At 37.6% G+C, this 14,250-nt stretch carries 9 protein-coding genes; 7 read left to right on the forward strand and 2 right to left on the reverse strand.

Annotation, left to right across the window (positions count from 1 at the left end):
• Nucleotides 1-62 precede the first annotated feature (62 nt).
• From Q0505_RS16785 to Q0505_RS16805, 5 genes are all read left to right on the forward strand, one after another.
• Nucleotides 63-3,536, forward strand: coding sequence for a hypothetical protein (locus tag Q0505_RS16785; RefSeq protein ID WP_299215376.1), 3,474 nt, complete (start codon nucleotides 63-65; stop codon nucleotides 3,534-3,536).
• An 84-nt stretch (nucleotides 3,537-3,620) separates the two neighbouring features.
• Nucleotides 3,621-4,916: a glycosyl hydrolase family 17 protein gene (locus tag Q0505_RS16790; protein ID WP_299215378.1), complete on the forward strand. Its 1,296-nt coding sequence runs from the start codon at nucleotides 3,621-3,623 to the stop codon at nucleotides 4,914-4,916.
• Between the two features lie 2 nt (nucleotides 4,917-4,918).
• Nucleotides 4,919-6,412 (forward strand): glycoside hydrolase family 30 protein, encoded by a 1,494-nt coding sequence (locus tag Q0505_RS16795; RefSeq protein ID WP_299215379.1) that lies wholly within the window; start codon nucleotides 4,919-4,921, stop codon nucleotides 6,410-6,412.
• A 152-nt stretch (nucleotides 6,413-6,564) separates the two neighbouring features.
• Nucleotides 6,565-8,904: an MFS transporter gene (locus Q0505_RS16800; RefSeq protein ID WP_299215381.1), complete on the forward strand. Its 2,340-nt coding sequence runs from the start codon at nucleotides 6,565-6,567 to the stop codon at nucleotides 8,902-8,904.
• 2 nt (nucleotides 8,905-8,906) lie between these two features.
• Entirely contained in the window at nucleotides 8,907-9,815 is a 909-nt protein-coding gene (locus Q0505_RS16805) for a glycosyl hydrolase family 17 protein (RefSeq protein ID WP_299215383.1), read from the forward strand.
• 150 nt (nucleotides 9,816-9,965) lie between these two features.
• Here Q0505_RS16805 and Q0505_RS16810 read toward each other — a convergent pair whose 3' ends face one another.
• On the reverse strand, nucleotides 9,966-10,610 hold the full coding sequence (locus Q0505_RS16810; protein WP_299215385.1) for a DUF1684 domain-containing protein: 645 nt from the start codon (nucleotides 10,608-10,610) through the stop codon (nucleotides 9,966-9,968).
• 245 nt (nucleotides 10,611-10,855) lie between these two features.
• On the opposite strand from Q0505_RS16810, the gene Q0505_RS16815 reads away from it, so the two are divergent.
• Nucleotides 10,856-12,088 carry an MFS transporter gene (locus tag Q0505_RS16815; protein WP_299215387.1) on the forward strand — a complete coding sequence of 411 codons (1,233 nt, stop codon included), beginning with the start codon at nucleotides 10,856-10,858 and terminating at the stop codon, nucleotides 12,086-12,088.
• A complete protein-coding gene (locus Q0505_RS16820) occupies nucleotides 12,085-12,885 on the forward strand; it encodes a DJ-1/PfpI family protein (RefSeq protein WP_299215389.1) in 801 nt (266 codons plus the stop codon). Before Q0505_RS16815 ends, Q0505_RS16820 begins: the two co-directional genes overlap by 4 nt.
• 64 nt (nucleotides 12,886-12,949) lie before the next feature.
• Here the strand turns inward: Q0505_RS16820 and Q0505_RS16825 are convergent, their stop codons facing one another.
• A complete protein-coding gene (locus Q0505_RS16825; RefSeq protein WP_299215391.1) occupies nucleotides 12,950-14,119 on the reverse strand; it encodes a metallophosphoesterase in 1,170 nt (389 codons plus the stop codon).
• Nucleotides 14,120-14,250: the final 131 nt, after the last annotated feature.

Genomic DNA, 14,250 nt, shown 5'->3' on the forward strand with positions numbered 1-14,250 from the left:
AATAGTGCCAATCAATAATAATCACCTCTAAAAATAAGAGGTGTTATTATGAAAAATAACAAATGACAAAACAATCCATTTATATAGGTAACAAACGAGCTTCTTTTAACCAACATGAAATTAAAGGAGAACTCATCACTTTTGATAACGAAGTATATTATAAGATTTCTAACAGTGATCAAATGAGACCTTTCTTTATGAGTCTTATTAGCAATTCAAATCATTGGATGTTTATCGCTAGTAATGGAGGACTCTCTGCAGGTAGGAAAGATTCCGATCATGCCTTATTTCCCTATTATACAGATGATAAAATCACTGAGAATTCTGAAAATACAGGGAGTAAAACCCTATTGAAAGTTCATAAAGAGGGAAAGGTGTTTTTATGGGAACCCTTCTCAGATAAATATGAAGGCATTTATGACATCACCCGAAATCTCTATAAAAGTAATCACGGGAATAAAGTCATTTTTGAAGAATACAATACCGATCTAGGACTTACCTATCGGTATCAATGGAATACAAGTGATCTATATGGTTTTGTTAAAAAATCTACGCTAGTCAATCATCTAGAAGATACTACTAAGGTAACCGTACTAGATGGGGTACAGAATATCATTCCATATAGTGTTGGCGAAGACATACAAAAGACAAGTAGTAATCTTGTAGATGCGTACAAGCGAAATGAACTTGTTCCTGATTCAGGCGTTGGTATTTTTGCACTTAGTGCGACCATTGTTGATAAGGCAGAACCCAGCGAGGCTTTAAAAAGTAACATCGTCTGGTCATTAGGTTTGGAAAATCCTAAATATCTAGTATCCTCCCTTCAGCTGGATACATTTAGACACGGAGAAGCCATCCGTCAGGAAACGGATGTAAAGGCTGAGCGAGGCGCTTATTTTGTGTATGAAGAAATGGAATTAGATCCTGATACAAAAAGAGAGTGGATGCTGATTGCCAATACAAATCAAACCATCAGTTCTATTATAGAAATTTCTGAAAAAATAAAGACAACTCCAGACTTTATGGCGTTGGTTCAAGAAGATATTGAACTAGGAACTACTCACCTTTTAGAACTTGCTGGCGCTTCTGACGCGATGCAATTGAGTGCTAACAAACTTAGAAATACACGCCATTTTTCAAATACCCTCTTTAATATTATGAGAGGAGGTATTTTTGATCAAAACTATCAAATTGAAAAATGGGATTTTGAAAACTATATAGCCAAAGCCAATACAACCGTTTTTGAAAAAGAAACAGCTACCATAAAAGCATTGCCTAGTGAATTTTCGCTCTTCCATTTAAAAGAAATAGCATCTCAAAGTGATGATGCCCATTTTAAAAGGTTGTGCTATGAATATATGCCACTTAAGTTTAGTAGAAGGCATGGAGATCCAAGCAGACCTTGGAATAAATTCTCAATCAATACTCGAAATGAAATTGATGGTTCTAAAGTATTAGATTATCAAGGTAACTGGAGAGATATCTTTCAAAACTGGGAAGCATTGGCACTCGCCTATCCTGAGTTTATTGAAAGTATGATTCATAAATTCTTAAATGCAACTACTTTTGATGGGTATAACCCATATCGTGTTACAAAAGATGGTTTTGATTGGGAAACGATTGAAGAGGACAATCCTTGGGCATACATAGGCTATTGGGGAGATCATCAAATCATCTACTTACAGAAGTTTTTAGAGATCATCGAAAATCACAACCCAGGGAAATTAGGAAGTTATTTTGATAAAGATCTTTTTGTTTATGCTAATGTTCCTTATAAAATAAAAAGTTATTCAGAAATACTTAAAAATCCAAAGGATACCATTGAGTTTGATTTTGATCTCGACGAAACAATACATTCGCGAAGAGCTTCTCTAGGAGTAGATGGTGCACTCTTGCAAAATGCAAAAGATGCGATCTACAATGTCAATTTTATTGAAAAAATTCTGGCAACCGTACTCGCCAAAGTATCCAATTTTATTCCTGAAGCGGGAATCTGGTTAAATACACAACGCCCAGAATGGAATGATGCCAACAATGCACTCGTAGGTAATGGAGTGTCTATGGTGACTTTATATTATCTAAGACGGTTCTTACATTTCTTTGGTGAGATTATTGCTAAAAGTGCTATCAAAGAAACCCATATTTCTGAGGAATTAGAAACATTTTACACACGTGTTACCCTTACCCTAAGTACCCACAAAAACCTCTTAAAAGGAACGATTTCGGATACAGATCGTAAAACGATTTTAGACGGTTTAGGAATTCCAGCAAGTGAGTACAGAACAAAAGTATATCAAAATGCGTTTTCAGGCAAAAAGAAACTGATTTCGTTACATAGCATTTCTCAATTTATAACAACGAGTCTCGCCTATATTGAACATACAATAGATGCCAATAAACGAGAAGACAATTTGTACCACGCATACAACCTCATGACCCTTACGGGTGAAAAAGAAGTGGCGATACGTCATCTGGAAGAAATGCTAGAAGGACAAGTAGCCGTATTAAGTTCTGGATATTTAAGTTCTAAAGAAAATCTTGACGTACTAGACGGTTTAAAAAATAGTGCCTTGTTTAGAGAAGATCAATACAGCTACCTCCTCTACCCTAATAAAGAATTAGCTAAATTTTTAGACAAGAATCAAATCCCTCAAAAAGCTGTTCAAGCATCAAAACTCCTACAGCAACTTCTTGAAAACGGTAATACTCAAATCATTCAAAAAGACATCAAAGGAAATTATCATTTTAATGGTGGTTTTAATAATGCAAAAATGCTCAATGAAGCACTTGATACGCTCAGTAATACTAGTTATCAAAAACTTGTAGAAAAAGAACGCAAGCATTTGCTAGATACGTACGAAGCGGTCTTTAATCACAAAGCATTTACCGGACGATCAGGCACCTTTTTTGGATATGAAGGGCTTGGCTCTATCTACTGGCACATGGTTTCTAAATTACTATTGGCTACACAGGAATGTTGCTTAAAAGCCATCAGAGAGCATGCAGATAAAGAGACTATTGGTCGTTTGTTAGAACATTATTATGAAATAAATGAAGGTATTGGAGTACATAAATCTCCAAAGCTTTATGGAGCCTTTCCGACAGATCCGTATTCACATACACCAGCAGGCAAAGGTGCCCAACAACCTGGTATGACTGGGCAAGTTAAAGAAGATATTTTAAGTCGTTTTGGAGAATTAGGCGTCTTTGTGAGTGAAGGCAAACTTCAGTTTAGCCCAGATATGCTTCGTAAATCAGAATTTTTAGACACCGCACAGCCATTTGATTATACAGATATTCATCTTGAAAAACAACGTATTAACATCCCAAAGAATTCTATAAGCTTTACCTATTGTCAAGTACCTGTTATCTACACTATTTCAGAAAAAACAGGAATAGAAGTACTTTTAAAAGACAGGAATACAAAGGCTTTTGAGCAATTAAGTTTAGATCAAGATACAAGTCATAAAGTATTCAACCGTACAGGAAATATCATTCAAATAAACGTAGCGATCACTGATGACTATCTAAAATAAAAGGTGTTTGTGCGTATACGCTTTCGCGAAAGCGTATAAAGACCTTATTAAAAAATATAAATAGTAAATAACAACGCAAGGCACATGAAAACAACAAAACACATCTTAGTCTTATTCCTTTTGACGATGTGTGTTTTATCTTGTAAAGACCCTATGAAAGCTCCCAAAACACCTACGCCACAAACAACACCTAAAAACGTGACAGCACAACAAATATTAGGAAATCCAGATTATTTAGCCATTTCTTATGGTGGATATCGCATGACCACTCGTGATAGTCAACCCTCTGTAGCAGCATTAAAAAATGATATGAAATTGCTTCACGCAATGAATATTCGATTTTTAAGAACCTACAATGTGCAACTAGCACATGCATCCAATGTCCTTAAAGCCATCCAAGAATTAAAGCAAGAAGATCCAAGCTTTGAGATGTATGTGATGCTAGGTGCTTGGATAGACTGTATAAATGCGTGGACAGGTCATACACCAAACCATAACGTAGAAAGTCCTCTTAACGTAGCAGAAATTGGTAGAGCCGTTGCGCTGGCACAACAATACCCAGACATTGTCAAAGTTATTGCCGTAGGTAATGAAGCAATGGTGAAATGGGCTACTGCCTATTACGTACAACCCGATGTTATTTTAAAATGGGTCAATCACCTACAAGAACTTAAAAACAAAGGAGAACTCTCTAAAGATCTATGGATTACCAGTTCTGATAATTTTGCCTCTTGGGGAGGTGGTGAAAAACAATACCACGTCAAAGCCCTTGAAGAACTTATTGAAGCGGTAGACTATCTTTCAGTTCACACCTACCCTATGCACGATACGCATTACAATCCTGCATTCTGGGGCGTATTTGGCAAAGAAAACGAAGGCACTAAAATAGAAAAAATAGATGCCGCGATGGAGCGTGCAAAAAGATACGCAATGACGCAAGTGGATAGTGTTGCAAATTATGTTAAAAGCTTAGGGATTGACAAACCTATTCATATTGGCGAAACAGGCTGGGCAAGTGCTTCTAATGAGCTGTATGGTGCCAACGGCTCCAAAGCGACAGATGAATATAAGGAAGCGCTATACTATAACCACATGCGTGATTGGACCAATAAAAATGGAATGTCCTGCTTTTACTTTGAAGCCTTTGACGAACCGTGGAAAGATGCTCACAATCCTGGGGGATCAGAAAATCATTTTGGCTTATTTACCGTGGACGGGAAAGCAAAATACGTACTTTGGGAACAAGTAGATCAACATACTTTTAAAGGCTTAACGCGTGGTGGAAATCCAACAACCAAGACATACAATGGAGATAAAAAAGCATTACTAGCAGATGTACTTGTGCCTCCAACAAAAGGAAAGGTCTTAATACATAAATAATCATGAAACTAATAAAATTTTTTAGTGGACTTATACTTGTGACAACAATAATGGCTTGCTCAAAAGATAACACGCTTCAGGTTAAAGTTTACGAAACTTCAGCCAAGGGAAATAATTTAACTTTAGTGAATACGGTTTCTCAAGCAGAAGCGACAGAACAAATTACACTATTTCCCGAAAAGGAATTACAAACCATTACAGGATTTGGAGGCGCTTTTACAGAGTCTTCTGCCTATTTACTCAATCAATTAAGTAAGAAGAATAGAGATACCATTATACAAGCGTATTTTAGTAAGGAAGGAGCCAATTATTCGCTTACCAGAACCCACATGAATTCTTGTGATTTTTCTCTATCACAATACTCGTATTCACCGGTGGTAGATGATATGGAATTGGAGCATTTTACCATCCAAGAAGATAAAGAGGATTTAATCCCAATGATTAAAGATGCCATGGTCGCTTCTGAAGATGGATTTAAATTATTTGCATCCCCTTGGACAGCATCCCCTTGGATGAAAGACAATAACGAATGGGTGGGTGGAAAACTGTTACCGAAATACTACGATACCTGGGCGTTATTTTTTTCAAAGTATGTAGATGCTTACAAAGCGGAAGGTATCGATATATGGGGATTTACCGTTGAAAATGAACCGCACGGAAATGGAAACAATTGGGAAAGTATGCACTTTACACCCGATGAAATGACCAATTTTGTACAAAATCACTTAGGCCCCAAACTAGAAGCAGACGGGCATGGAGATAAAATAATATTAGGCTACGACCAGAATAGAAAAGGCTTAAAAGAATGGGTAGACTCTATGTATGCCAACGAAGAAACTTCAAAATATTTTGACGGCACTGCGATACATTGGTATGAAAGCACCTTTGAAGTATTCCCAGAAGAATTACAATATGCCCACAACAAAGCACCTAACAAACTACTCATAGAAACCGAAGGCTGTGTAGACTCTGAAGTCCCTGCTTGGAAAGATGATCTATGGTATTGGAGTAAAGAAGCAACCGATTGGGGTTGGGATTGGGCTGCCGAAGAAGACAAATACTTACACCCAAAATATGCACCTGTTAATCGCTATGCCAGAGATATAATAGGTTGCCTGAATAATTGGGTAGATGGCTGGGTAGACTGGAATATGGTACTGGATAAACAAGGCGGTCCTAACTGGTTTAAAAACTGGTGTGCGGCTCCTATCATTGTAGATCCAGATGCAGACGAGGTCTATTTTACACCACTCTATTATACCATGGCGCATTTTAGTAAATACATCCGTCCAGGTGCAAAAGTAATTGAGCTAGAAAAACCAGAAGACAAAAAGTTTATGGTCACTGCGGCAAAGAATCCTGATGGGTCTATTGCTGTAGTTGTATTTAATGAAGAACCTGTAGCCCGCGATTTTAAACTGACACTTCGAGAAAAAACAATAAGCCTTCACATTGAAGGGCAAGCATTACAAACCATTATAATCCCGAATCTTTAACCTATAAAATCATCAGAATAAAATAGTATATAACAACATAATAGGTAGATCTCAATATAATTTAAATAAACAATAGATCGCTTTCGCGAAAGCGGACTCAACATGATTTGATTTATCCTTGACAACGATTAACTAACCAAAAACTAAAAAATATGTCCAGAATTACCCAAAAAGTCCCCTTCGGCCAGAAAGTCGCCTTCGGTGTCGGTATGCTTGCCAATCAAATGTTTCCTGCCGCATTAGGAATATTTATGGTAGTGCTGGTACAAGATTTAGGTTTTCCTGGTTGGATGTGGGGAGTCATTTACTTTTTCCCAAGAATTTTTGATTCTATTACAGACCCGATTATGGGGTTTATTTCTGACAACACAAAATCCAGATGGGGGCGACGTAGACAATATGTAATTATTGGTGCACTTATTATGGGAGGAGCGTTTATCGCTATGTGGCAACTATATAGAGTAGATGGTTTAGATTACAACTTCGTCTATTTTATGATCTGGTCTTTTATATTTTATTTAGGATTAACCATTTTTAGTGTTCCTTATGTAGCCATGGGCTACGAGATGAGTAATGATTTTCATGAGCGTACAAGTATCATGGGAACTGCTCAATGGATTGGGCAGTGGGCGTGGGTAATTGCTCCTTGGTTTTGGGTAATAATGTACGATCCAGAATGGTTTGAATCTGCCGATGTCGCTACCCGGTCTCTAGCCGTTTGGGTAGGAATCATTTTTGCTATTTGTGCCATGGTGCCAGGGATCTTCATAAAAGGAAAATCAACGTTAAATGAAGACTACTCCCCACTCAATTTAAAAAGTATAGGCAGTAGTCTTAAGGAAATATGGGATGGTTTTTTTACCGCTTTTAAGATCAAACCCTTTAGGAAACTTTGTATTGCGACTTTTTTAGTATTTAACGCATTTAATACCATTGCAGCTTTTTCATTTTTTATTATTGTCTATCATCTTTTTGATGGAGATGCAGGTGCCGCAGGAATCTGGCCTACACTTTTTGGCTGTTTGGGAGCATTAGGTACTACCTTTTTAGTGATTCCTATCGTTACAAGATTATCAAAAAAAGTAGGTAAAAAGAAAGCCTTTTTAATTTCACAGGGAATATCAGTAATAGGGTATATAATGCTTTGGTTTCTATTTGTCCCAGGAAAACCTTATTTATTCATATTTGCGTTACCTTTTTTCTCTTTTGGGATCGGAAGTTTATTTGTGCTCATGATGTCTATGACTGCCGATGTAATTGACTTAGATGAACTCAATACAGGGAAGAGAAGAGAAGGAACTTTTGGAGCTATATACTGGTGGATGGTAAAATTTGGTTTTGCCATTGCCGGAGGTTTAAGTGGTGTTATTATGAGTACCGTAGGATTTGACTCTGGTGCAGATGTACAACCTGAAGGTGCTGTTGACGGATTAAGAGCATCCTTCTCAGGACTTCCGATACTTGGAACACTCATCGCTATGTACGTGATGCGTGACTATGATGTAACCGAAGAAACCGCAAATAAAGTTCGTGAAGAACTAGATGCACGTTATGATGCACTTGATCAACTCACATCCTACTACCAAACAGGGAAACTAGCTTCCCTAATGGCAACTACTGCGGATACCCATTCCAAAAGCGATACGGACTTCAGTAATATGTCAACTTCTGAAATTACAGCCTTGTTTACAAAAACATTACATAACGGTGTACACGGCATGTGTTTCAGTCCGTATGCAGAAGGGCAAAATATTGGTGATCAATTATCTGTAAGTCAAATCAAACGACGTATGGATATCATTGCGCCACATACAAAATGGGTACGCTCTTTCTCATGCTCAGATGGAAATGAATTGATCCCTAAAGTCGCTTACGAAAAAGGATTAAAAACCATGGCAGGCGCTTGGATAGGTCGTGATAAAGCTAAAAACAATAAAGAAATTACAAGGCTTATAGACCTTGCTAAAAAAGGATATGTAGATATTGCAGTTATTGGAAATGAAGCCTTAATGAGAGGAGATGTAAGTGAACAAGAAATTATACAGTATATCCATACTTTCAAGAAAGCATTGCCAGACATTCCTGTAAGCTATGTTGATGCCTATTATAAATTTCATGAGCATCCAGAATTAATAGAAGCTTGTGATGTAATTTTAGTCAACTGCTATCCCTTCTGGGAAGGAGCTAGTATCGAAGAATCGTCTCGCTATCTAAGACAGATGTACGCAGTAACAAAAAGCATTTCTAACGGGAAGCCTGTAATGATTACAGAAACAGGGTGGCCTAATCAAGGAAAAAATACAAATAATGCTGTCCCTTCACCAGAAAATGCCATGAAATACTTTATAGATACCGCAAATTGGTCGCAACAGGATGAAGTTCCATTGTTCTATTTCTCTTCTTTTGATGAGTCTTGGAAAGTACATCAAGAAGGAGATGTAGGAGCACGTTGGGGACTATGGAATACAGAAGAAAAATTAAAATATAAATAATTATGTCATATAGAGGAGACCATAACTTTTTACTCGAAAACACAGATTATACAGAGCATAAAGGTGTTGATTTTAGTAAACACACAACCGAAGAATTAGAAAACCTTTGGCGTAAAACGTTAAAAGCTGGAATGCACGGACTCTGTTTTAGCATGTATGAAGATGGGCAAAAACCAGGAGATATCATTACAGAAGCACAAGTAGAGCGAAGAATAAACATTATTAAACCTTATACCAAATGGGTACGCTCTTTTTCTTGTATTGAAGGAAATGAGTGTGTCGCTCGTATTGCCCATAAACATGGACTTAAGACCATGGTAGGTGCATGGTTGAGTGATGATTTAGAAAAAAACGAAGAAGAAATTGAAGCCTTAATCGCATTAGCCAAAGAAGGCTGTGTTGATATAGCTGCTGTAGGAAATGAAGTACTTTACCGAAATGAATTGACAGAAGAGCAACTCTTGGATTATATCTATCTTGTAAAAGAAGCCTTGCCTGATATTCCTGTTGGATATGTAGATGCGTATTATGAATTTTCCCATCATCCCAAAATTACAGAAGCCTGCGATGTGATATTATCCAATTGTTACCCGTATTGGGAAGGATGTGATATTGATCATTCTTTAAATCACATGCAGCAAATGTTTGGACAAGCAAGTCATGCGGCACAAGGAAAAAGAGTCATCATCACTGAGACGGGTTGGCCTAGTCATGGCACCAACTTAAAAGGTGCTTTTCCTTCACGTGAAAATGCGATCAAATATTTTATCAATGCCCAAGCATGGTCTTCAACAGCTAACATAGAAATGTTCTATTTTTCATCCTTTGATGAAGCCTGGAAAGTGGGACCCGAAGGTGATGTAGGTGCCTATTGGGGACTTTGGGATAAAGATGAAAAATTGAAGTTTTAATAAGATACTTAAAAAAATAACATCCTCATTCGGTACTAACTGAATGAGGTTTTTTTAGTTTAAAATTCACTAGTGCCTGATTAAAATTTATACCAAATACACATTAAATTTTACGTCTTATGTTTTATTCGGAAACGACAATTTTAAAATCTATTCTTGCATTTCAAAATCCTTCACCCCTGCTTCTATCCGAATCATAAGATCGTTCTCTTCAGGAGGAATCGGACAATTATAGCCTGTAGTATAGGCACAATACGGATTGTAATTTTTATTAAAATCTATAATAAGCGTATTCCCAACAATAGCAGCTTGTTCCATATCAATATAACGTCCTCCGCCGTAGGATCCGTTGCCACTTGTATAATCGGTAAACGGTAAAAAGAGGCTTTGCCCATATTCGTGTTCTGGATGATCTCTGTAATACGTATTTTGATAGATAGGTAGTGTAAATACCTTCCCTTCTATTTCAAATTTGGCAATCCCATACATCACATATTCACGGGTACGTCCAGAAGACAATGCCATATCAAATGGAATCGCATCTGGTGTTTTGGTAAAGGTAGCGCTTACGCGAAATTTTAAATCGATGGGATAAAACTCTAATCCATGGAAGTCTTTTAACTGTTTGGCACTCAAAATAGACGTCGCTGGATTTTGATATACTTCAGAAAGAGAATCCTGATATTTTTGTGCCTGTTCAATCAACATTTGATCCTTGGAATTCAGGGAAGCGTGTGTTTGAGAAGTCGCTACTTTCGCGAAAGCGAAAATCACTAAAAAAATATAAAATTTCATTTTTCTTATTTTAAGAAGATACAAGTAACACAAATTTTACTTAGTTTTGAGATATCAAATAAACAAAAATGAAACGAGTCAATACATTTTGCACAAACCAGAAGTGGGTTTCCCACGGTCGGATGCTATGTATTGTCGCTATATAACTATCACAAGTAACAATAATAAAAAGTCTGACCTAGCGTCGGACTTTTTACTTTTGTAAAGCTGGCGCAGGATATATACACATTTTAAATCCTTGTATTATGAAACTCATACTGCGCAATTATATTAAAACCTTTGAAGGGCTCTCTAGAGAGATTTGGTGGCTTTCTTTGATCACACTGATCAATAGGACGGGGGCCATGGTGATTCCCTTTTTATCACTGTATTTAACTGAAGACTTACATTTTACCATGATCGATGCGAGTTGGGTTATGACTGCGTATGGGCTAGGATCGTTTACAGGTGCTTGGGCTGGAGGAAAATTATGTGATCGTATTGGGTACTATAAAGTTATTTTGTTAAGTCTCATCTTCACAGGGATTAACTTTTTATGGGTGATGCACGTACAGGAATTTTGGATGATGTGTTTCTCCTTTTTTATCCTGATTGCCGTAGCAGATATGGGACGCCCCGCTTTCTTTGTCGCATTAAGCGCCTATTCAAAACCTGAAAATAAGACAAGATCACTTACCTTAATTAGACTTGCGATTAATCTAGGATTTTCGGTAGGACCTGCTTTGGGAGGTTTGCTTATTGCTACGATGAGTTATGAAGCATTGTTTTATGTAGATGGTATCACGTGTATTCTCGCTGGGGTATTGATGACACAGGTATTAAACCCTCGTAAAGTCAAAGAACTAGATAAAGAAGTACGTGTAGAAAATCCGCTGCCACCTCAAAAGGATCTTCCCTACATATTATTCTTAATCGCGTTGTCCTTATTTGGTGTGATATTCATTCAGTATTTTTCTACTGTTCCACTGTTTTACAAACAAGTCCATCTTCTTAGTGAAGGTACTATTGGGTTGGTCCTAGCATTAAATGGTGCCTTGATTGTGATTCTAGAAATGCCACTGATCGCATGGATGGATCGTAAAAGTTGGTCTAACATCCAAAATACCATTGCAGGACTTCTACTTACAGGCGTAAGCTTTTTGCTACTCTTATGGGAATCTTGGGTGGGGATTGTTGTGGTAGGAATGACCGTGGCAACTATAGGAGAAATGATCTCCTTTCCTTTTAGTAATAAGTTTGCACTTAATCGCTCTAAAAAAGGGAGACAAGGAGCTTACATGGGCTTGTATAGTATGTCCTTTTCTGTAGCACATATATTTGGACATACCAGCGGGATGCAAATTACAGAGCATTTTGGCTTTAGGTCTACTTGGTATTTTCTTGCTTTCCTTAGCCTTATTGCATGGGGGTTGCTATACTTAGCACAACATTATATGAAAAAAGAACACGTATCTTTAGTACCAAAATTAGATGTATGAAAGACTTAATAGCACTCTTCATCCTATTCACTACGGTCTCTTGCGGAGATACTTCTCAAGACAAAGAGATAGCTAATAAGCAACAGACTGTTTCGTATGATCAAGAGAAGGAGTCCGCAGGAGTTTATACTGAGCAAAATCGAAGTAAGAAAGCAAAACCAGTACTCAAAGAAGGGCGCTATAATGTCGCCTTTCTGGTGATGGATGGCACCTATAACACAGAACTTACCGCCCCTTTTGATATTTTTCAACATACTCAGTACAGAGAAAACATCAAACAGATGAATGTGTTTCTAGTGGCAAATACGCTAAATCCTATCCGTACGTTTGAAGGGATGTACCTCCTACCCGACTTTGATTACACTGCTGCATCAGATTTACCAAATATTGATATTCTAGTCATTCCAAGTGCAGAGCATCATCTAGACACGGATCTTAATGATGAAGTGATGCTCAATTTTGTGAAAAATGTAGATCAAAATGCATTATACATGACTTCTCATTGTGATGGAGCTTTTGTGTTGGCTAAAGCTGGTCTTTTAGATGGGAAGGTGTCGACTACCTTTCCTAGTGATATAGACAAGATGCGGGAGACGTTTCCACAATTGGATATCCGTAAAGAGCTATTATTTGTACACGATGGAAAATACATTACCTCAGCGGGTGGTGCCAAAAGTTTTGAAGCTGCTTTGTATCTCGCAGAACATTTATATGGTGCTGAAATTGCACGCTCCCTTGCAGGAGGATTAGTCATTGATTGGAAACTTGAGGAAGTACCTCATTTGGTTTTAGAATAAGTACGCTTTCGCGAAACTGCCGCCAGCAAGCAAAAATAAACTTGTCTAACTTGTTTGTATATCATCAATCGCACCCAACATACGGTTGTGCAAACTCCATAGGGTTCTTTGCCCAAGTCAATGTGATTTTATCTCTAGAAATTGTTGGATTTTCAGGAACTGCCGCTGTGTAGGGATCGCCTATACAAAAGCCCACCGAATCAAACTCTAATTTTCCGCTTTTCATTACCGTAATCGTACTATATCCAAAGAAAGGAGCGGCTCCTTCGCTTCCGCCATTCCCCGCTACAATTTGGTACGTTCCCCCACCTAAATTATCATTGATGGGTTGCCAGCGTTGGTAATCATGTACATGGGCAGAGAGTAATGCTGCCACATGATTTTCTTGAAATACAGGCCACAATTCGGGTCCTTGTGGTAACCCATGGTGTCCTGTTTCTGTTTTTCCATCTACGTAATAGGGACGATGCGCCAATACAAAAATATGTTCGACGCTTGCATCTGCTTTATAGGCTTTTACTTGATCTGTTACCCATTGTGCAGGAACCTGTCCTTCTAAGCCTAATCCGTGAGGATTATCTGGGCTATCTGGATTATACGTATCTGAGTTCATTACGATAAATCCTACGTTATGACGTTTAAAAGCAAATGTAAGTCGGTTATCCATCGTATCAGAACTCGGTGCCGTGACGCGTCCAGAAGGCATATACGGTTTCATGTAATTCAGCCAAATGTCGGTACTTCCTTTAAGTGGAAACTCCTTCCATTTTCCATTTTTATGATGCTTTGTTTTTACTTTTTTAGCATATAACATCTCATGATTCCCAGGTACTGCAACAAGTTCGATCCCAGAAGAACTAAACGCATCACTTTTATACAAAGATTCCCATGCTTTAAGCTGACTATCAAGATTGGGTAATGTTGTTTCTGCTAATACCAGATCTCCTAAAAAGAAAAACAATTCTGGCTGATCTTGGGTTACCGTCAATTCTTTAAAAATACGTTGTAGCGCATACTTATTAGCCGTAGATGGAATGGAGTCTACCGCATCACCACTATTCACACGATTACATCCCATAAATGAGAAGCTAAAAATAGGTGTGTCTTCTGCTATATTTTCTTCAGAAATGACTTCTGTCGCTACGTCTGTAGCGGTATTAGCATCAGTGTTTGATTTACAACTATGAAATACAATTGAAAGTATACAGACACTTAGTACATGACGAATTTTCATATTTGATGGTTTTACAGCTATATATTTTGCGTTCATATTGCTTATGAGAAGGTACTAAAATATAGAAATTCAAAATGATATCTATAGGTATAATTACGCATATACAAATTGTATAAATCGCTAGATATAGA

Origin of the sequence: uncultured Dokdonia sp. (genome assembly GCF_937910895.1) — a bacterium.
Lineage (GTDB): Bacteria > Bacteroidota > Bacteroidia > Flavobacteriales > Flavobacteriaceae > Dokdonia.